At 38.8% G+C, this 21,111-nt stretch carries 17 protein-coding genes, 1 tRNA gene and 2 pseudogenes; 11 read left to right on the forward strand and 9 right to left on the reverse strand.

Going from position 1 to position 21,111, the window contains the following annotated elements; translation table 11 throughout:
• Positions 1 to 65 precede the first annotated feature (65 nt).
• On the forward strand, positions 66 to 1,325 hold the full coding sequence (gene glyA / locus BQ5903_RS05430) for a serine hydroxymethyltransferase (protein WP_010496150.1): 1,260 nt from the start codon (positions 66 to 68) through the stop codon (positions 1,323 to 1,325).
• 54 nt (positions 1,326 to 1,379) lie between these two features.
• On the opposite strand, the gene BQ5903_RS05435 is transcribed toward glyA, so the two are convergent.
• On the reverse strand, positions 1,380 to 1,889 hold the full coding sequence (locus tag BQ5903_RS05435; protein WP_010496148.1) for a GNAT family N-acetyltransferase: 510 nt from the start codon (positions 1,887 to 1,889) through the stop codon (positions 1,380 to 1,382).
• 215 nt (positions 1,890 to 2,104) lie between these two features.
• Here BQ5903_RS05435 and BQ5903_RS05440 point away from each other — a divergent pair, with 215 nt between their 5' ends.
• Positions 2,105 to 2,944, forward strand: a complete 840-nt coding sequence (locus BQ5903_RS05440; protein ID WP_010496146.1) for an aldo/keto reductase — start codon at positions 2,105 to 2,107, stop codon at positions 2,942 to 2,944.
• Between the two features lie 65 nt (positions 2,945 to 3,009).
• On the opposite strand, the gene BQ5903_RS05445 is transcribed toward BQ5903_RS05440, so the two are convergent.
• From BQ5903_RS05445 to BQ5903_RS12225, 4 genes are all read right to left on the reverse strand, one after another.
• The gene (locus BQ5903_RS05445) at positions 3,010 to 3,711 is read right to left on the reverse strand and encodes a hypothetical protein (protein ID WP_010496144.1); all 702 of its coding nucleotides are present in this window, start codon (positions 3,709 to 3,711) and stop codon (positions 3,010 to 3,012) included.
• Positions 3,712 to 3,752: 41 nt separating this feature from the next.
• Positions 3,753 to 4,337 (reverse strand): LOG family protein, encoded by a 585-nt coding sequence (locus tag BQ5903_RS05450; RefSeq protein ID WP_010496142.1) that lies wholly within the window; start codon positions 4,335 to 4,337, stop codon positions 3,753 to 3,755.
• An 88-nt stretch (positions 4,338 to 4,425) separates the two neighbouring features.
• Positions 4,426 to 6,201: a pyruvate oxidase gene (gene spxB, locus BQ5903_RS05455; RefSeq protein WP_035631058.1), complete on the reverse strand. Its 1,776-nt coding sequence runs from the start codon at positions 6,199 to 6,201 to the stop codon at positions 4,426 to 4,428.
• Positions 6,202 to 6,287: 86 nt separating this feature from the next.
• Positions 6,288 to 6,425, reverse strand: a complete 138-nt coding sequence (locus BQ5903_RS12225) for a hypothetical protein (protein ID WP_231920922.1) — start codon at positions 6,423 to 6,425, stop codon at positions 6,288 to 6,290.
• A gap of 115 nt (positions 6,426 to 6,540) precedes the next feature.
• On the opposite strand from BQ5903_RS12225, the gene lepA reads away from it, so the two are divergent.
• From lepA to BQ5903_RS05475, 4 genes are all read left to right on the forward strand, one after another.
• The gene (gene lepA, locus BQ5903_RS05460; RefSeq protein WP_056988131.1) at positions 6,541 to 8,370 is read left to right on the forward strand and encodes a translation elongation factor 4; all 1,830 of its coding nucleotides are present in this window, start codon (positions 6,541 to 6,543) and stop codon (positions 8,368 to 8,370) included.
• A gap of 409 nt (positions 8,371 to 8,779) precedes the next feature.
• Positions 8,780 to 9,814, forward strand: a complete 1,035-nt coding sequence (locus tag BQ5903_RS05465) for an IS30 family transposase (RefSeq protein ID WP_079578356.1) — start codon at positions 8,780 to 8,782, stop codon at positions 9,812 to 9,814.
• A gap of 409 nt (positions 9,815 to 10,223) precedes the next feature.
• Positions 10,224 to 10,829, forward strand: a complete 606-nt coding sequence (locus BQ5903_RS05470) for a type II toxin-antitoxin system death-on-curing family toxin (RefSeq protein WP_010496130.1) — start codon at positions 10,224 to 10,226, stop codon at positions 10,827 to 10,829.
• Between the two features lie 53 nt (positions 10,830 to 10,882).
• Positions 10,883 to 11,035: a hypothetical protein gene (locus BQ5903_RS05475; RefSeq protein WP_154022015.1), complete on the forward strand. Its 153-nt coding sequence runs from the start codon at positions 10,883 to 10,885 to the stop codon at positions 11,033 to 11,035.
• A 156-nt stretch (positions 11,036 to 11,191) separates the two neighbouring features.
• On the opposite strand, the gene BQ5903_RS05480 is transcribed toward BQ5903_RS05475, so the two are convergent.
• Positions 11,192 to 11,279: transfer RNA gene (locus BQ5903_RS05480), tRNA-Ser, on the reverse strand.
• A gap of 414 nt (positions 11,280 to 11,693) precedes the next feature.
• Positions 11,694 to 12,812, reverse strand: coding sequence for an IS30 family transposase (locus BQ5903_RS05485; protein WP_010496125.1), 1,119 nt, complete (start codon positions 12,810 to 12,812; stop codon positions 11,694 to 11,696).
• 260 nt (positions 12,813 to 13,072) lie between these two features.
• Here BQ5903_RS05485 and BQ5903_RS05490 point away from each other — a divergent pair, with 260 nt between their 5' ends.
• Together BQ5903_RS05490 and ltrA are read left to right on the forward strand one after the other, a co-directional pair.
• Positions 13,073 to 13,984, forward strand: coding sequence for a hypothetical protein (locus tag BQ5903_RS05490; RefSeq protein WP_154022016.1), 912 nt, complete (start codon positions 13,073 to 13,075; stop codon positions 13,982 to 13,984).
• 575 nt (positions 13,985 to 14,559) lie between these two features.
• Positions 14,560 to 15,945: a group II intron reverse transcriptase/maturase gene (gene ltrA / locus BQ5903_RS05495; RefSeq protein WP_079579635.1), complete on the forward strand. Its 1,386-nt coding sequence runs from the start codon at positions 14,560 to 14,562 to the stop codon at positions 15,943 to 15,945.
• A 78-nt stretch (positions 15,946 to 16,023) separates the two neighbouring features.
• Here the strand turns inward: ltrA and BQ5903_RS05500 are convergent.
• Together BQ5903_RS05500 and BQ5903_RS05505 are read right to left on the reverse strand one after the other, a co-directional pair.
• Positions 16,024 to 17,322 (reverse strand): annotated as a pseudogene (locus tag BQ5903_RS05500) (ISL3 family transposase); the annotation flags it as partial.
• 148 nt (positions 17,323 to 17,470) lie between these two features.
• Positions 17,471 to 17,923 carry a hypothetical protein gene (locus BQ5903_RS05505; protein ID WP_010496112.1) on the reverse strand — a complete coding sequence of 151 codons (453 nt, stop codon included), beginning with the start codon at positions 17,921 to 17,923 and terminating at the stop codon, positions 17,471 to 17,473.
• Positions 17,924 to 18,241: 318 nt separating this feature from the next.
• On the opposite strand from BQ5903_RS05505, the pseudogene BQ5903_RS05510 reads away from it, so the two are divergent.
• From BQ5903_RS05510 to BQ5903_RS12500, 3 genes and pseudogenes are all read left to right on the forward strand, one after another.
• Positions 18,242 to 19,541 (forward strand): annotated as a pseudogene (locus tag BQ5903_RS05510) (IS1380 family transposase).
• A 208-nt stretch (positions 19,542 to 19,749) separates the two neighbouring features.
• A complete protein-coding gene (locus BQ5903_RS05515; protein WP_010496106.1) occupies positions 19,750 to 20,541 on the forward strand; it encodes a DNA/RNA non-specific endonuclease in 792 nt (263 codons plus the stop codon).
• Between the two features lie 51 nt (positions 20,542 to 20,592).
• Entirely contained in the window at positions 20,593 to 20,940 is a 348-nt protein-coding gene (locus BQ5903_RS12500) for a hypothetical protein (RefSeq protein ID WP_331200001.1), read from the forward strand.
• Positions 20,941 to 21,111: the final 171 nt, after the last annotated feature.

Consider the following 21,111-nt stretch of genomic DNA (forward strand, 5'->3'; position numbering starts at 1 on the left):
TTGCGCCAATTAAATTGGTTACGTGTTATGATATTTTATAGTAAATAAAGGGAGCTGATGTTTAGTTGAATTACCAAAAATTAGATCCAGAATTATGGCAAGCAATTGAAAATGAACAACAACGACAACAAGACAATATTGAATTGATCGCATCGGAAAATATTGTTTCACCCGCTGTGCGCGCCGCACAAGGTTCTGTTTTAACTAACAAGTATTCGGAAGGCTATCCGGGTAAGCGATACTATGGCGGTAATGAATATGTCGATATTATTGAAAATCTCGCAATTGACAGAGCAAAAAAGCTTTTTGGAGCTGAATATGTCAATGTTCAGCCTCATTCAGGTTCACAAGCAAACCAAGAGGTTTACACGGCCTTTTTACAACCAGGAGATAAAATTTTAGGAATGGATCTGAATGCTGGGGGTCATTTGTCTCATGGGGCCAAAGTTAATTTTAGCGGTAAGTTATACCAATCTTTTTCTTACGGTTTAAATCCTGAAACTGAGTTACTTGACTATGATGAGATTTTGAGAATAGCACGTGAAATCCAACCAAATTTAATTATCGCCGGAGCATCAGCATACAGTCAGACGATCGATTGGGCAAAGTTTCGTGAAATTGCAGATGATGTCGGTGCCTATTTATTAGTTGATATGGCTCACATTGCCGGGCTTGTAGCTGCAGGACTTCATCCTAATCCGGTCCCATACGCTGATGTTGTAACAACAACTACGCATAAAACTTTAAGAGGCCCACGAGGTGGTTTGATCCTTGCAAAAGAAAAATATGCTAAAAAGATAAATTCAGCCGTTTTCCCTGGCTCACAGGGTGGTCCGTTAGATCACGTGATCGCAGCTAAAGCTGCCATGTTACATGAAGATCTTCAACCCGAATTTAAAGTCTATGCTGCACAGATTATTAAAAATGCTCAGGCAATGGCTGATGAATTTTCTCATTTTGAACATGTCCGGGTAGTTTCTGGTGGAACAGATAATCATTTAATGACTTTAGATCTATCAAAGACTGCTCTTAACGGAAAACAAGCCCAAGAAGTCCTCGATTCTGTTTCAATTACGACAAACAAAGAAGCTATTCCTGCCGAAAAGTTGAGCCCATTTAAAACTTCTGGGATCAGGTTAGGTACGCCTGCGATAACGACTCGTGGTTTTAATGAAGCAGATTGTCGTCAGGTTGCACAGTTGATCGTAAGGGCGATCGATCATCATGACGATAAAATAGAATTAGAGAAAATTAGGTCAGCTGTTCATCAACTAACTGCAACACATCCAATCGATGAATACATTGCCCCGATAGAATTTAAATAAAAAAAGGGTGGTTGTTACTGTTTCGTTAGTAACAACCACCTTTTTTACTGTCGTTTACTGGTCATTTGCAAAATGTCTTCCCATAATGACCAAATCGAGGTAATTTTCGTCGATTTGAGCAACTTGTGGTAAGAATCCCCATTCTTCAAAGAAATGTCTCTTGAATAAGTTTAAACTCGCTGTATTTTGTTTAAAAATAAAAGCCACTATGTTTTGAATACCTAATTTTTTTAAATGTGCTGAAATAAATTCAAGAGTTTTAGTGCCTAAGTGTTGACCGCGATAATTTTCATCTAAGTAAAGACTGATTTCTGCAGTTTTCTCATAGGCGGCTCTGCCATAGAAAGGTTCTAATCCGATCCAGCCAACAATTTCATCTTCTTTATTTATTAAGACCCAAAGAGGATGAGAGTCGTTTGAGAAAGATGCAAACCATTCTTTTCTCTCTGAAACGGAAACGGGGCGAATATCAGCCGTTACATTTTTTAACTTGATAGTTTGATTATATATTGCAACAATTTTTGGCAGATCAGTTAATTGAGCATATCTAAATGTTATATTCATCGGAAGTTCTCCTTAATTCAGTATGTGTTTGTATTATGCAACATTTGCTATTGTAGTAAAGCAATGAGTATCAGCAGTAACTTAATTGCATGATACAAACTAACATGATTTTTTAGATTTTTAGCTAGATATATGTCACTAAACATATTACATTATTTTAATACGGTTTTGCGTTATACTATAGCTAAAGAATATATTAAAGGAGGATTTATTAAATGACAATACCTGAAGTAGTACTAAATGATGGTTACAAGTTACCTAAAGTGGGCTTGGGAACTTACCAATTACGTGGTGGAATTGGCTATCATCAAATCATTTCCGCAATTAAAGATGGATATCGTTCGATCGACAGTGCAACAAATTATGACAACGAAGGGATAGTTGGTCAAGCTATTCGCGATTCTGGTGTTCCCCGTGATCAGCTCTTCGTCTCTTCTAAACTACCTGGAAAATATCATCATTATGATGATGCTTTAAACGCGATCAGAGAGTCGTTAGCTCGAATGGGGTTAGATTATTTTGACCTTTATTTAATTCACTGGCCATTGCCTAAAAGAGGACTTTACGTCGAAGCTTGGCAGTCTCTCGTCACTGCTCAAAAGCTGGGATTAATTAAATCGATCGGTGTTTCTAATTTTGAACCCGAACATCTTGATAAAATTATTAGTGAAACCGGCGTTACTCCTTCAGTCAATCAAATTGAGATCCACCCTTATTGGGTAAATGATCAGCGTGTAAAAGAAAATGCTAAACGTGGCATTGTAACTGAAGCATGGAGTCCTTTGGGACGGGGCAGTTCTGCACTAACAGAGCCGATCGTTAAAAAATTAGCTGAGAAGTATAATAAAAATGCTGGTCAAATTTTGCTCAGATGGCACATTCAGCGTGGCATTGTTCCTTTACCAAAATCAACAAATTTGGATCATCAGCGTTCTAATCTTGATATTTTTGATTTTGAATTGACAAATGATGAAATCAAAGCAATTAATACTTTAGATCGTGAAGATGGGCGGATCGATGGGCAAGACCCTAATGAGTACGAAGAATTTGAGTAATTTGTAATGAGTTCAAATAAGCAGTATCATTCATGATTTGTTGGAGTCATGATGATACTGCTTTTTTAGAGTTGTTTTAAGAGTGTTTTGTCTGATAGAAATTGTTGGCAGTTTTGTTGCCAGTTGGTGTTTTTTTGGTCTAAGTCTGATAATACAGGGAGGATCCACTGGTTAGTAGGCAACAATTTCAGCAAAGAATGCCCGGAAAATTGTGAAAAAAGAAAATTTCTGCCATATAAACGAGCAACTATTTTTTGGAATTCTTCATCTTTGATCGGCAATAATAAATGATTGAGATTATTTCTTTGTCCTAAATAAAAGTCCTGTGTCATAAACATGCTGAGATTTAACGGCAGTGATTTATGAGATGAGGATATTTTAGCGGGTAGCCGAAGCACGCAGATCAAGCCTCTTTGTTCAAGCGAAAGCAAAAAATTCAGTATTGAAATTTCTGCCAAAGTTATATGAAAATAGTTATTTTTCTTGAGTGCAAGGCATTTTTTTAAATACGCTGAAAAGCGGACCAAATCTGCTGGGTCGCCCAGGTCAATTTGTAATTGTTGTGCATTCTTGAGCCATAGCGGATGATCAGCAGTTCTAAGCGTTAGCCAGAGATTATGAGCATACTTCAATAAAAAATATGCGCTAATATCAGATTTTGAGAAATTGGCTGCACGAATTGAGCAAGTTGCTGGCAAGGCTTTAGCTACGTTCTTATACAGATAATTAAACAAAAGAGCTTTATTGTCGATGGTAGATTTGGTCATGACCCTTTGCCTCCAAAACCAGTTATATTAGCCCAAGAAATTTATTTTTTTGCGTCTTTACGACTGTATTTACGAACCTGTGGTGGTGTATAACTACTCATAAAGCTTAGTATTTCAGGTAATGAACCGGTAAATAGTAATTTTTGTCTATCATCACTTGTTAAAAAGCCGTTTTTAACCATAGAATCGTACATTTTTTCTAAGGGTGAATAAAAATTAGAGATATTATACAAAATACAAGGGTTAGGGTTTTCTCCGATCCGCGACCAGGAGAAAGCCTGTGAAATTTCCTCCAGTGTGCCTGGACCTCCTGGTAAAGCCAAGGAGGCATCGGAAATTTGAAGCATTTTCTTTTTACGAGTAGACATATCAGCAACAACTTCTAAATCTGTTAAACGGTCAAATGCGATATCACGTTTATATAGGACTTCAGGTATTATGCCGTAAACTTTTCCTTTATTGTCACTGATCGTTTTTGCCAGTGTCCCCATTAATCCATATTTGCCTCCGCCGTACACTAATTCGAAATTATGGGCAACCATCCATTTTCCCAATTCAATCGTAGCTTTTTCAAATTCTGGCGAAACCCCTGTAGAGGCTCCACAGTAGACTGCTAATTTTGTCATGTTTTCCATCCTTATTTGTAGTGGTTTGAATATATACACTGTACCATAAAAAAAGCCGCATCATGAATGATGTGACTTTTTTGAAATATTAAAGTTGTACACCGTATTTTTCCAAGTAGTAAGGGAATGGTTTTAATTCAGAAGCATCATATTCTGCAAAGAATTCTTCAATAGAACGTTTGCCATGAGCTTTTTGATAACCGTCGGAAATATATTCTACAAAGTGATCTCCTTCAATTTTAAGTTGCAGCTCTTCAACTGGGATACCACGTTTGCCAGTAATATTAGTGTCAATCAGTACTGGTTTGCCGGCTTTTGAAGTTGCAAGTGCTTCATCGAAGGCAGCTGACAGATCTTCTGCTTTATTAACTTCAATACCATGAACACCCATTGCTTCAGCAATATCTTTGAACTTAGCATCTTTCAAGTCAATACCAAAATCGTTCATAGTTAAATCATCTTGTTCAGATTTAATAAAGCTGAGATATTGGTTTGATGTAATAACGTTAATGACTGGCAAGTTGTACTTGTTTAGCGTTAAAAGATCTTGCATGACCATTGAGAACGCGCCGTCACCAGCAATGTTAAAGACTTGACGTTTTGGATAAGCGAATTGTCCTGCAATTGCACCCGGAAGACCATATCCCATAGTTGCAAAGAGGGCGGAGATAGTCATCTTTTGGCCACGTTTCATGTTTAAGAAACGGAAACTGTTAATGATATTATCGCCAACATCGACTGCAAAAAGAGCATCTGGTTCTGCAATACGATTGATTTCACGATAAACTTGTTCGTATTCAAGTTCACCTTCAGTTTTGTTCATTAAACTGTCTAGATAAGCTCTCCAGTCTTTCATATCCTCGACAGCAGCCTTGTAAAATGGTGATTCTGGTTGCTGTTCACTTAATTCAAGGGCTTTATCCAAGAATTTACCTGAATCAGACCAGATACTGTAGTTAAGGTAATGATGACGACCAAACTTGGACTTGTCATTATCGATTTGTACAAATGTGAAATCATGTGTGCGGTAAACTAAGTTAGCAAATGGGAAGTTAGCGCCCAATGCAATAACTAAGTCAGCTGAACCGAATACTTCGTCAGCGGCTTTAGATGCTGCACGGTTAGAAGTACCCATGTTACCTGCAAAGTCATCATCGACCTTACCTTTTGCAAGACCAGTAATAACAACAGGGATTTGGAGTTTTTCTGATAATTTTTGTAATTTGTCTTGGTTATCTTTAATACCTGAACCAACATGGAAAACTGGGCGTTTAGCCTGTTTGATCATTTCAAGCAAATGATTGACTTCTTCGTCAGTAGCTTCAGGTTGTGGATCTGCTTTTTGATCTGTTAATTGTGCAGAAGAGAATGGGACATCCTCAATTTCCTCAAAACCAATATCATTAGGAATAACAACAACAGACACACCATTGTTTTTGTATGCCTCACGGATAGCCTTGTCGACAACGTATGGCAAACTTTCTGGTGTCATAACAACACGATTGTAATCTGCAACATCAGTAAACATAGGTACTTCTGGAAATTCCTGGAAATAGTCATAATTTACGTTTGCACGCGGAACTTGACCAACGATAGCTAAAACAGGAACATTATCTTCTTTTGCATCGTATAAACCATTCAATAAGTTTACAGCACCAGGGCCGGCTGAACCGAAAGCTACACCGATCTCACCAGTGGCTTTGGCATGACCAGCAGCTGCTAAAGCTCCTACTTGTTCATGACGGACTTGTACGTAAGTAATGTTTTCTTGTTCAACTTCTAAAGCATGAAGTGTCGAACTGATCGAACCGCCTGGATACCCATAAACATGCTTGACACCCCAAGATTCTAAAACTTTGATCATAGCAACGCCGGCTTCAACGGTTTGTTGTTTTTGCAAAATAATACATCCTTTCTCTCTGATAAGCTAAAAAATCAACACCATTCATTCTACCGTAAAAGAAAATCGCTTACAAGGTTGTATGCAACATTTTTTTTAACTTTTTTTAAAATACCTAAAAAATTAAGTATAGAAACTTGCTGATGCTTGTTTTCTAGGGCTTTAACTTCTGCCAATAAATTTTCCATTGAGAGTTTTTTGCCTTAAAAAATATAGAAAAATTGCTAAATTGACGATTAAGTCTTTGACAGGCTATAATATAACGTTAGAAAGATAACAGAAGAGAAAGCAGGAATTTGCTGAATGAATATAGAAGAAATGAAGGAGCGCCAGAAACATATTCGTAATTTTTCGATCGTGGCCCATATAGATCATGGCAAATCTACAATTGCCGATCGTATTCTTGAATTGACGGATACTGTTTCTCATCGTGAAATGAAAGCCCAACTTTTGGATTCCATGGATCTTGAACGAGAACGGGGAATTACTATTAAGTTGAATACTGTTGAATTAAAGTATCATGCTAAAGATGGGGAAGATTATATTTTTCATTTGATCGACACGCCAGGACATGTCGACTTCTCGTATGAAGTTTCGCGGTCTTTGGCTGCTTGCGAAGGGGCAGTGCTAGTCGTTGATGCCGCCCAAGGTGTGGAAGCCCAAACTCTAGCAAATGTCTATTTAGCTATTGACGATGATTTAGAGATTATTCCTGTCATTAATAAAGTCGATCTTCCATCGGCTCAGCCCGAGGTCGTTCGACAGGAAATTGAAGATTTGATTGGTTTAGATGCATCTGAAGCAGTGCTAACTTCCGGTAAAACCGGTCTTGGAATACCGGAAATGTTGGAACAGATCGTGCAACAGATACCTGCTCCTGCTGGTGATCTTAAAGCACCACTTAAGGCTTTGGTCTTTGATTCAATTTATGATGATTATCGGGGTGTTGTTTTAAGCGTCAGGGTCACACAAGGTATTGTTAAGCCGGGTGATCGGATCAAATTGATGAATAGTGGGATGGAATATGAAGTTGCTGAAGTAGGGGTGAATTCGCCTAAACCTCTCAAACGTGATTTTTTGATGGCAGGTGATGTTGGTTATTTGACGGCCAGCATTAAAAATATAAAAAACACACGGGTCGGTGATACTGTTACTAGCGCAGATTCTCCTGTTGATAGGCCTTTAGCGGGTTATCGTGAAATGCATCCGATGGTTTATTCTGGACTATATCCGACGGATAATGCTAAGTACAATGATTTACGAGAAGCTCTTGAAAAGCTGCAATTAAATGACGCAGCCTTGGAGTTCGAACCAGAAACATCACAGGCTTTAGGTTTTGGTTTTCGTTGTGGTTTTCTTGGATTGTTGCATATGGATGTCGTTCAGGAAAGATTAGAGCGTGAGTTTAATATGGATCTGATCACAACGGCTCCAGCAGTTACTTACAATGTTAAGCTGACTGATGGTTCGTACGTTAAGGTTTCAAACCCAGCAGATATGCCGGAGGTTTCAAATATTGCACAAATCAATGAACCATTTGTTAAAGCGGAAATAATGGTGCCTAATGATTATGTTGGGGCAGTGATGGAATTGTGCCAACGCAAGCGGGGACAGTTTGTGACGATGAATTATTTGGATGATACGCGGGTCAATGTGATTTATAAAATGCCGTTAGCGGAAATTATTTTTGATTTCTTTGATAAGTTAAAATCAAATACACGGGGCTATGCTTCATTGGATTATGAATTTGACCAGGAACAACCGAGTGATTTGGTAAAAATCGATATTTTGTTAAATGGTGATAAAGTTGATGCGTTAAGTTTTATTTCGCATAAGCAGTTTGCACAAGAACGTGCGCGTGTGATCACTAAAAAGCTTAAAGAGATCATTCCACGCCAAAACTTTGAGATCCCAATTCAAGCGGCAACTGGTTCTAAAATAATTGCTCGGACTAATATCAAGGCTTATCGGAAGGATGTTACATCACGGATCCACACTGGAGATCCTGATAGAAGGGCTAAGTTGTTAGAAAAGCAAAAACGCGGTAAGAAACGGATGAAAGATGTCGGAACGGTTCAAATCCCACAAGAGGCGTTTATGGCTGTTTTACAATCAGAAGATGAAAGTAAATAATTTTGTTCTCTATTAAGCCATTTTAGAGTGGAAATTTTAGTTTGCTAGTCCTTCTAAATTAAGGTTAAGAATTGCAAAAGAGGTTTAACTAAACTAATTGACATACTAAAATGAGACTGGTGGTGAAGACCACCTGATTTCTATAACTGTTTGAAGGTAAGGCGGCTTATGGTTGCTTTGCCTTTTTTAATAAAAAACTGGATGCAGAATTTTTGATTTTAATTTCTGCATCCAGTTTTCGATTTTCTAATGCTGAAAATCTGACAACATGTCAATAAAAATTGATCACGCCAGTCAAAATAAATACGAGCCTGATTTACAATCCAAGTGCAACACAAGTCAAAATTAAACAAAAAAGCCATAAGGCCTAAACTATAAGTGTCTAAACTAAATAGAAAGGCAGACCTTTATGACTCGAATATATTCTAACACGCCAAAGCACTATCAACAATTATCTGCAGCTGAAAGAGGACAGATCGAAGCCTCTTTAAAAGACGGTCTGAGTGTCATGCAGATCGCACAACGTTTAGGTCGGGCACGAAGTACTATTTATCGTGAGATCGCCCGTGGGACGACCTTGCAGCGTAACTCTGATTATTTATTTTACCGCCAATATTTCGCAGAGACCGGCCAGATAAATTATCGGAAAAATCGTAGTCAGTGTCATTCAAAACCGCTGACACGTAATTGTTGGTTATATTTTGCAATGTTAGCAAAAGAGTTGAAGCGACCTTTTCGTTCCCAAAGTGTGGCCAGTTTTACGGCCTATTTCAAACGGATCCATCCTGACAAGCCGACACCGTCGGTAACCACAGTTTACCGTTATATAGATCAAGGGTTATTGCAGCTCAGGAATATTGATTTGCCACAAAAACTCCGGCGGAGAATAAAAACGACAAAACATACCCATGTCAGGCAGAATCAGAAAAACTTGGGCCTCTCGATCGAAAAAAGGCCGGCAGACGTCAAGCAACGCTTGACATTTGGTAATTGGGAAGCTGATTTAGTTAAAGGGGTTAGAAAAGCTAGTGAGCCGGCACTTTTGACTTTAACTGAGCGGAAAACCCGGTATGAAATCGTGCTTAAGGTCCCTAATTATCACGCACAAACTTGCTTAGCAGCTGTGCAAAAGGTTATTAAACAAGCCCCCACACTTTTTAAGACACTCACTTTTGATAATGGAGCAGAGTTTTCGGAGCAAAGTCGTTTAAAAAGAACTACAAGTTACTTTGCGCATCCTTCTTCGCCCTGGGAACGGGGTAGCAATGAGCGTGCGAATGGGCTTTTACGTGAATTTTTCCCTAAAGGACACTCACTGAGGCAAGTCACACCAGAGGAAATACAGCGGGCGCAAAATGCTTTAAATGGCAAATATCGCCGGATTTTAGGTTATCACTCCGCCCAAGAAGCATTAGAAAATGAATTAGCCCAGCCAAATAAGTAGTGGCTAAAGTTCGACAGTGGGAGGCCGGCCATTTGCTACGCTTCCTGGCCGGCCTCCCACTGAACTAACATCTATCTTCACTTATAGTTTAAGCTTTACACTTGTCGCACTTGATTTGACAATTGGGGGTAAGAATGCTAATTTAACTTACCTGGACAAAAAATCTATTATTAATGATATACTATCAAAAGGCGGATCAATGTCCCCGCCTATGTTGTGGTTATCGTGCTCACCTTACCCGGGTGGGCGTTATTTTTTGTGCTATACTTTATTTGAACTTTGAAGGGAGTGGTTAGTTATAGAAAAAATAAGATATAACGGCTATGACTATGATGGGGTCCTGATAAATCCTATAGATAAGGATGTAGATTTTATAAAACCTCATCAAAATGAGTTTGCAAAAGTAGTTATGAGAACTCTATTTAAAGAAAAGAAACTAGAAAATAGAAAAGAAGGCACAATGGTTTATTCTGCAAACCAAAATAATAATCATGGTATAGATGTAGAGGTTAAAACCAATGGATACAAATGGCTCTTTATATATGTACCGATAGATATAATATTTCCTTCTTTAGATGATGTGTGTAATTGGAATGAAAAAGCTCAAAAGATTTTTGAAGAAGAAGGGATATATGGTTTATATGGGTTGAAAGATCCAGGAATTATAACTAACTTATTATCAGTGGTAAAAAATTCTGTAGTGTTTGGTCAAGACGTATTTCCCACGGTTACGGCTAAGGCCGCTCATATTTGGCATGTGATAGCTAAATACCAAGCTTTTAACAATGGCAACAAAAGAACAGCTTTTATGACAGCACAACTTTTCTTAGAAGCTAATCAATTCTATTTCGTAGCCGACAACGATCAAGAATTAGAAGGCGCACTTTATAAAGCCTCTGTTAAAATTGCAGTAGGAGAATATACAGAACAAGACGTACAAAAGTTTATTTACGATAATATTAAAGTTGATTTTAAGAAAATGAACGAAATCTTTAAAGCTATAAGAAATGTTTGACGATTTGTTAAACTAGTTGTATTCTTATTTAAAGATTGAAAGGGTGTTTAAACATGGAGGAAAAAATCGTTTTTAACAGTAACTTAAAAATCAAGCCTATTGATGTTGATAATGAAAGCAAAGCTTCTATTTGGGCACAGACCGAGGAAAGCTTTTTGAAAAATAAGACAATGATGAATGTAATGCGTAGATTGGCAACTGAATAAGATTCACAGCCCCAAAGTAATCGGAGGCTTATTTTTTTGCACATAATGTGCACACGACCTCCGTTTTTTGCCTTTATTCACCTCCAATAAAAAAATAAAAAGCCATTTAGAATGGGTATTCCAAGGCTTTTGGCATTTATTTAAGACTATATAATAAGGAGAGTACAGGATTTGAACCTGCGCGCCGGTATTAGCCGGTTCGCCGGATTTCGAGTCCGGTGCATTACCACTCTGCCAACTCTCCACAACAAGAATAATTATAGCAAACATTAAGCATGATGACAATATAAATTTAATATAACTAGTATATGAACATTTAAAAAGCCCATCCTTCCAGCAAGGATGAGTTTAATTTGTTATGTGCACTACCGAAGCAGCAATGAAGATAAATCTTCAGGCGCGTGACCTTATGTTTAATCTTATAATAAGTTAAATTTTGGTAGTAGTCAACTCAAGACGTAAGGAAAAATTTAGATTTTTTTCAAATAGTTAATTTTCCAGCCTAAATTAACTTGGAAATTTCAAGTCTAAGTTAGCCACTCTCACATATTATTTATCACATTAGTAGCTTAGTACAGTTCGGTGGGTAGGGAGAAAGGCTTGAGCCGGGAGGCGAAGGCCTTTCTCCCTACCCACCGTTCGCGCCCATTTTTCGCGCTTAACCGGCCTGAAAAATCTTTTGAAGTTCAGCTTCTAACGCCATCCGTGGCGTCTGAGTTCTCAGTGAACGCCGTGGTGTGTTATTCATCCAGTCACTTGTTTCACGAGCTGCTTTAGCCGGTTGTGCCACGATTGGTTTTCCCTTGGAATATATTCCGCGGAGGATCTTATTGTTGCGTTCATTACTTCCACGTTCGTATGAAGCATATGGATGAGCGTAATAGATACCTCCATTTTCACGGTCGGGGACGACCTGAGTTAACTCACTAAACTCAGAACCATTATCAGCAGTAATCGTCTTAAAAATCTTCTCAAACTTTAAACCTAGTTCCTGTTTAAGCGATACAAGAACTTGATTAACGTAACAGTTTTCTTTACCTTGAACTAGAATAACTTCTTCATATCTGGTTTTTCGTTCCGTTAATGTCAGCAGATTTAAATCGCCAGCCTCACGTTGGCCAACAACACTATCGATTTCCCAATGTCCGAATTCTTGACGATTATCAACTTCAATTGGACGTTCTTCAATTGAACGACCTAAAACCTTCTCATTAGTTTTAGACCGGGCTTTTTTCGCCTTACGACTGACTTTTTCGGCCAAATCAATGTTTCTGGCTTTCAATTTTTGTTGGTCGATCCAGTTGTAGAGTGTTGTAGTACATGGAATTGTAGCTTGACTAAGCTTGGCATCCTGGTGAGCAGCCATGACAACCTGATCAGGTGACCAAGCATAGCGGGCTAGCAAGTGTTGATCAGTAAATCTGATAAAAGCTTGGCATGCTTCTTGATCAGCTAGTGAATGACGGCCAGAGGATTGGTGATTACGTTGGTAGACGGCTTCACCAGCCTGCGCTGAATATTCGAAATATTCGTACTCGTACGTTTTATCACCTTGTTTTTGTCGACGGATCTGCCTAATAGTACCTCTTTTCAGTTCATTATTAATAGTTTGAGGCGAGGTATTTAAGAGCTTCGCGATTTGTCGATTCGAAAGAACATGAACTAAATCATGCGGCCCTTTGGAGTTAAAACGGGTCCAATCTTCAATTGATACTCGATTTTCTTTAGTTAGGTGTTTCCCTTGAATGTGATTTGTGGTATTCTCAATTTGCGTCATAGTGTGGATATCGTCCTCTCATGTTTGGTGTGGTAACTAATATGATAAACGATATTTCGCCACTATGGCGTTTTTTGTGTTAATTTTTTTAACTGGCTAACTTCATTTTAAAATTTCCCAACCTAAATTAACTAAATAATTCCCTTACGATTATCTAAACATGTTTATTAGCTTTAGAAAAAATATAAAATATGCTAGTATGTACCATACGTTAATTATATAACACTGTCATAGTTATAAATACATTAGGAAGTGAAGCTTTGGTTAAACATAGACCAGCCCCCATAAAGTTTTTTTTGTATATGAGTTGCTTGGTATTGCTTGTTTTCTTGAGGATGTTTGAACCAAGCATAACGGCTGCTAGCAGCAATGCCAATTATGCTATTAGTCAGGAGTCTTCAAAAATAAAAAATTCTCAATCTAAAAAGGATGACGATAGTCAGATTTCGGTACCATTTGAAACAACTTCTGTAAGTGATGAAGTTGGTACTAGCTCTGACCAAAGTACTTCTAAGTCAAGCTCGACTTCATCTAGTTCGAGTTCAGATACAGGCTCTGATCAACCATCTAGTTCATCCTCATCAAGTGATTCTGAGTCCGGTTCCAGCAATAGTTCTAGTTCAGAAACAAGTTCGTCTGCGTCATCTTCATCTGCAAGTAATTCAAATACAAGTGCTTCGTTTGATGAAAATAAAGCACCTGCGAATGACTCTGATTCGGGAAATGGTCCAAGCTCCAGTGCCGATTCAGTGAGAGATCTTCCAGCTCAATCTAACAAGAATGGTCAAAATTGGCGATCCAGTTCGTTTACGTCAGTTTCAAAAGCAAACAAAAATTCATTAGATTCTCAAAATAATGAAGTTAGAAGGGTAACTAACACTTACAACAAAGCGCAGATTTTAGCTGCCGGAAATTATGGCAATAATTCGAAAGCTGAAAAAAATTCGAATGAAAAACCAAACACTGATATTGTTGACTTTACTAACGGATCAACTGCATATGCACCACCTCCATCAACTATATTAAAAGATGATTCGCACTTCACCTTAAATTCTTTTTTATATTTTGCGGCTGTTTTTTTGATAATACTGATATTTACTATTTATGGAGAGATCCAAGATAGTCGGAAATACAAAATCGAAAATAATAATAGAGGTAGAAGGCGGAAATAAAAAGTGCCTAGTTTCAGGACTTTAAGTTAGTCCTAAAACTGGTTCTTTATCAAGTGGTACTGATGAAATGAATTATTAAAAATAATAAGCAATTGGTCTACTTGGTCAAGCTGCTTGTTCCTGAATGGAATGAGCAGCTTTTTTAAGTGCGCCCGGCATGGGCAGTAACTAGGCGGTGTAAGTCCGCTGTGAGCCGTAGTGGCCGGTATCACGAGTCGAAGACAAGGGTGTCTATCGTGAGGTAGAATCTGAAGGAAGTCCTAGACGAAACATCGAATCGATGAACAAGAAGTGGCTAAAAGGCTGGAAACGGTGGGATGAGATTGCCTAACAAATCGAAGTCCCTGACCACTCGAAACCGTCACAGTAAAGCCAACGGTTTGATGCGAAAGCTACTGCTCTTACCCGGGGAGGTCTGTCATGGTAGTTCTCTCAAGCTGGAAGTTATTTCTGGCAGGAACAGGCTCAATAGTAATGTTGAGTTGTCCATGACAGAAGTCAGCCGAGGCCATAGTAGCCAGTAATGGTGAAGGGCTGAACAACAATAATTTTGATTCATCCTGGAGGTGGAAACAATACGACAATCGCAGAAAACAGAAAATAAAGCTGACTACCTGCGGAGGGTAACCCTGGAAGGGTCAGAGCAAACAGGAGCGCGTAGCGTTGTTTCTGGTGAAAAGAGAACTCAAAATGGCTTATTACGTGAGAAGGTCTTAGACCGGAATAATTTAAATCGGGCCTTTGTCCATGTCAAGCGTAATAAAGGGGCTGGAGGAATTGACGGCATGTCCGTTGAGGAACTTGGCCCATACTTGAAAGAGAATAACGTAAAACTAATCGAGGCCTTGCGAACCGAAAGCTATGAACCCCAACCTGTCAAACGAGTTGAGATTCCTAAGCCAGATGGTTCGAAACGTCAGTTAGGAATCCCAACGGTCGTTGACCGTGTGGTTCAACAGGCGTTACAACAGCAACTGTCTCCTATTTTTGAAAAAGTATTCTCAGATAATAGTTATGGTTTTCGACCACACCGCAGTGCACAAAGTGCTGTGAAAAAGGTGGTTGCTTATTATAATCAGGGTTATCACTACGTGGTCGACCTTGATTTAAAGTCCTATTTTGACAATGTGAACCATGATTTACTAATTAAATTTGTTGAAAATTACATTAGTGAGCCATGGGTCTTGCATTTGATTCGTAAGTTCTTGACGAGTGGTGTTATGAATGGTCGATTTTTCGAGAAGTCCGCTAAAGGTACACCGCAAGGTGGCAATATTTCACCATTACTAGCAAATATTTATCTGAACGAGCTGGACAAAGAATTGACCAAAAGAGGACATAAATTTGTACGCTATGCGGATGACTGTAATATCTATGTTAAAAGTAAGCGTGCGGGTGAACGGGTTCTCAAAAGCATCACCCAGTTTTTAGAAAAGGAACTCAAAGTTGAAGTGAATGCAGAAAAGACGCAAGTCGGTTCTCCACTAAGACTGAAGTTTCTAGGTTTTTCGCTGGGTGTGGGACGCAATAGCGCCTACCCGCGTCCTCATCAAAAACCTAAACAGAGAATTAAACAGGAATTGACAAGAATCACCAAGAGAAGCCGAGGCGTCAGCCTTGATAGGATTCTGCATGAAATTAAGCAGAAAATGCAGGGCTGGATCCAATATTATTCCATTGGGAAGATGAAAACCTTTCTCCAACAACTAGACAAATGGTTGCGCTCGCGCATCCGCCAGTATATCTGGAAACAGTGGAAGAATATCGGAACCCGTTATAAAGCATTGATTAAACTAGGCTTGACACCCAAACAGGCGAAAATCTACGTCAATACTCGTAAGGGATACTGGCGCAACGCGCACAGTAAAACACTGTTGATGACCATAACTAATAAAAGACTGGCACAGCGTGGGCTAATAAATCTGTCCAAACTGTACCAGTCTATTCAAGCAAAAGCTTAAGTTGTTGAACCGCCGTATACGGTTCCGTACGTACGGTGGTGTGGGAGGTCGATAGTGTGAACTATCTCCTACCCGATTGTGACTATGAAAATTCAAACTGACATAACTATTCTTTAATTCGATGAGAAGACGTAAACGGAAGTTTTCAAAGTTCCGGAAACCGTAAGCAGTCTTTTTAATGGCTTTGATCTTGTTGTTTGTTCCTTCCACGGGTCCATTAGAAAAGGTCGTCTGAAAGCTGTTCTTGATTTCTTGTAGATGTTTACGCAAGGTACGATTAGTTTTTTTGATGGGCTCAGGCATGCCTGCAGCTGAACGTGTTAGACTTTCTAAGAGCCTTGGATCTCGCTGATGGACAGCTTGTAAAAGTGTTTGATAATAAACGTAAGCTTGTCGCAAAGCGGAGGACATGTTTAATAAACGCTCCACAATATCCTGTTCACATAACTGCATATTACGAAAGTTTCTGCTTTTACGATAGGTTTTAAAATCAAGTTTGGTCGAGTCTTTAGTTAACGATTTCCAATAATGTTTCAAAGCACGTGCGTTGTGCGAACCCTGTCCCGCCTGTTTCATGGTTTGTGTCCGAACTAAGTTTAAGGCCCGATAAGCTTGGGTTACGACATGGAAGCGGTCGGCAATGATCAGCGCTTGCGGAAAGATCTCATGGATCAAGGATCGATAAGGCGAGTACAGATCAACTGTGACCGTTTGGACTGCCCAGCGAGCTTGACGGTCATATTGTAAAAAGTAACTTCGTAAGTATGTATTATGCCGAGAACGCACGATATCTAACGTGCGGCGTGTCGCAATGTCCATGACAATGATACTCATGCCGCTACTAGAAAAGTTGCCCGCTTTAAAGTCGTCAAAAGCGATATTTTGCGGTAAGAAATGATGATTGGGCCTTAAGTAAGTTGAGAGCTCTTGCGCAAAGCGCATCACTGTCATTCCAGAGATCCCAAAATCAGCGGCAATATCTTTTTGTGAGATATTCTGGTCTAATTTAGAAATAGCCTGATATTTAACGGCTTGTGAGATTTGGTCGTTAGCCTTGACGTCCTTGATCTCCGCAAGTTTTGTAATAGTTTTAGGGCAGGCAGCTGAAGCCGGGCAGAGATATTTTTGTTTGCGGATCGAAAAAACATTTGTGATCCCACCCGAAGGCAAACCGAGCATCTCAACGGTTTTAAAACCGTTGTAGCGCATTTTTTGACCACAAACTGGGCAAGCACAAGGATAAGATTGCCGCAAATGGATCTTGCGGACTTTTTTATGTTGGTAAAATCCTGCAGCTATCACTTTATTCTTATATTTTGGATCAAATTCCAGGTGTGAGTCTTTAATTCCCAATAGATCCAGTGTACAATTCTTCATGTAGGACATTCCTTTCAGTGTAGGGATTGTTTCTTTGAGATGAAGTGTGTCTTCATCTCTATTTTTTTATCATAAAACAAAATTGGTACTGAGAAAAGATTTTTCTATCAGTACCAAATATTATAGAACCCTAAAACTAGACATTTTTTTATTGGTTTCTTACTCCAACTCGTTCGAATTGAGAATTAAAAAATAAATTAATTAAATGAAAATGTTCAAAATTTTCTTCTAATTCATCTAGTGAAACATCACTTTTTTGTGGTTTCGTATCAACATAAAAACCTTCATCATCATGGAATGCGTATTTTTGAACCTGCATTAATTCTGGATGAAACATCAGGTTGATCGAAAAACTTTTTTGTGCTTGTTGATCAATTTTAGGAAAATCGATCCATAACTTAAAACGTGTAAATTTTCCTTCATGGAACTTAATATCAAGTGATTCTGGATCTTCATAATTAATGTAATTATATCCGTACTCACCTATAAAATTTTCTTTGATGTCGACAAACTTAGGAAGTTTGATTTTTAAAACATATAAATAATTATTATTTCTATCAACACCCAGAAAATTGTTTGCGTTAAGTTGATATACTGCCATATCAAAAACCTCTCTCAATTATGCTGAAGTACATAGTATCAATCTTGTACGAATAATTCAAATAAAAATTACTTTTTGTAAGTGTATCCATTGTGAGTGACGGTAGTTATACTTTTTATTCTAGAAAAAATTGTTTGCTTAAAAGTTGATATTTATATATATCCTGGATTATTCATAATTTTACCTTGAGGTCTGCTTTTGGTTGTTGCCGTGCTGTTGCTGACCTTTTTTCTTTTTCACCTGCTGGGTGTACAAAAAGAGCACATCCTGTGCTATTGTAAAGTCGACTAAACACTACAAAGAACAGGAGTGCTCCTAATGTCGACTTTACATCATAAACAGCTTTTATTCAATAAACAAATCAAAATTTCTAATGACGGCGGTGAGCTAGCGAACGATGCGGGGACTTTATTGCTTGCTGAGTTTCTCCATCAACTCCACTTTGACCAGTTTTTAGAGACTAACTTGCGTTTCAAAGATGGTCGCAAGTATTGTACCTTCACTATGAACGATTTATTCAAGCAGTTGTTATTTCAATTACTAGCGGGGTATTCCCAGGATCAGTCTGCTAACACCTTGGCCCAAGCGGCTGATTTCAACTTAGCTCTAAAACAAGCAGTCGCTTCCCAACCGACGCTCTCACGTTTTATCAATCACGTCTCGGCGACAGGCCTTTTCTCCGTCAAGTCTGTAATGATCTCTTTGGCGCACTTAGTCCTGGGCCAGCTGAATCAACATCAGCTGATCCTTGACCTCGACTCCACGCATGCTGATACATTTGGTAACCAAGAAAAAAGTGCTTATAACGGTCATTATCAGACTAACGGTTATCATCCATTACTAGCTTTCGATGCTTTATCGGACTGCTTATTGAATGCCCAATTACGTCCAGGCAATCGCTATACTTCACAGGGAGCGACTAAATTCTTATTACGGGGCCTACGGGCCTTCTTTGGATGTCCTCGTGCGGGGAGATTCTGGTTTCGCAGCGCCAGGGATCTACCGTGCCTGTGATAAAAAACAGGCTAAATTCGTGATCCGCATGAAAGCGAACCGCCAACTCCAAAGTCGGGCTGAGCGCTTGATCCAAGTGGGCGACCACGACTTCAGCGAAACTGAAGTCCAATGGCATGTCCTGCAGGATTACTGTCCCCAAAGTTGGCCACGCCCTTATCGGGTGATCATTAGATCAACTCGGCCAGCGGGAAATTTACTGTTTGACCATGAGTTTATCGTGACCAACTTGGAAGAATTGAGTGGTCCGCAAGTCTTTGCCCTCTATCAACAACGTGGTTCAATGGAAGACTTGATCAAAGAAGTTAAACGCGGTTTTCATTTTGATAAAACGGACAGTTCCAGCTTTAACGCCAATGAGTTTCGCATGTTGGTGGCTGGCACGGCTTACAATATACTCCAAGCCATGAAGAACTTGGTTTTACCACCGGAACTTAAACACGCTCAGGTCGAGACCATCCGCTTTAAATTACTTCATTTGGCAGCTAAGGTCACGCACCACGCCCATCAGATCTGGGTCCATTTATCCCAGACCAATGTGTTTGATAAATTATTCTGGCAGACACTGTTTAAGATCCAAAACATTAAAATATACCCGCTGTGAACTCACAAAATAAAATATATTTTCTAGGGAAAGGGTGAAGTCTGCCCTTTTTTAAGCAATACGACCGCAAAACTAACAAAAAAAGCTTTTTTCTGAGACCACGGTTATTTTGCGCCAAATTTTATTTAAGACAAAAAGTATGAATAATTTAGGTATATAATAAAAGGTAACAATATTACTATTAAAAATAATACGAGGAGGAAGGTTAATGGACACTTTTTTTGCCATCATATGGTTGGGAGCTTTGATCTATTTTATTTTTTGTTTATTTAACAAAAAAAGGCGGAAGGAGAAAACGAAGTGGATGATACTTGGTGCTTCGATCTTAGCCTTTGTTATTTTTGGAGTATTGACTCCAACAGGATCTGAGAAGACGGCTAGTGGAGAAAAAACTGAACAAGTATCTTCGCAAGAACATAGAGCAACGCAAGTTAAGAAGGGGAAAACTTCTTCGTCACGAAGGAATAAAAGTACTAAAAAAGAGTACTCAAATAAACAGGAATCTATTAGGAAGGCCCAGTTAGCAAAAAAGAAGGATCAAAGTAGGGTTCAACAACAAAATCGTGCCTCAAATAAAGAACTTGCTGCTTTGGAATTTAAGGGTACACAAACCATCAATGTTAACAATGGAGTCCCAACCTTTAGTGAGACTGGGATGTCTACTAAAAATGGGTCGTGGGAAAAGTATGGCGAGCTTGATAGTTTAAATCGTGCGACTTTTGCTGAAGCTATGTTGAGCCAGGCAACAATGCCCAAACCAGGTGAAAAGCGCGAAAGCATTTCTGATGTGACCCCAACCGGCTGGAAGAATAAAAGGATCTCAAGCGGTTATCTTTATAATAGGTCACATTTAATTGGCTGGGCATTATCCGCTGAAAATGATAATTGGAGGAACTTGATCACAGGGACACGGCAATTAAATAGTCCTGAAATGTTGCGTTTTGAAATGGATACCAAAGCATATCTTGAACAGAGCAGTACTAATTATGTCAGATACTAAGTTACTCCAATATTTCGCGGTAATGAACTATTAGCTCGTGGGGTGCATATGATGGCCAGATCTGTGGGTGATAACAAAATATCGTTTAATGTTTTTATTTTTAATGTTCAAGACGGTGTTAAGCTGAACTACGCAGATGGTTCAAGTAATGTTTCTGGTGCTGCCTATACTGGTCAGACTCCTAATTCTGATAGTTATAAAGCTGCCAATAATGATCAAGTACAACAAAATGAACAAACCCAACAAAATGACGAACAAAACATGAGAGTGTATGTAACTCCTACAGGAGACAAATACCATACACATCCTCATGGTCGTGGACACTTTACCCCGACCACTTTAAAAGATGCTAAAGCACGCGGACTGCAGCCATGTAAAATATGTAACCCGCCGTCTTAATGAAAATTACTCTTTTGGTACAGCGGTTTGAATTAAAACAATCTAATGATCAGTTCTGATTATGGAATGATTTTTATCGTTTCATATTAGAACTTTTTGAATATCCAAAAAGCAACTTAGATATTTACAAAGCGAACTAATGTTCATATAATGAATATATAGCTCAAATGT

The organism is Ligilactobacillus acidipiscis (assembly GCF_900116935.1).
GTDB lineage: Bacteria > Bacillota > Bacilli > Lactobacillales > Lactobacillaceae > Ligilactobacillus > Ligilactobacillus acidipiscis.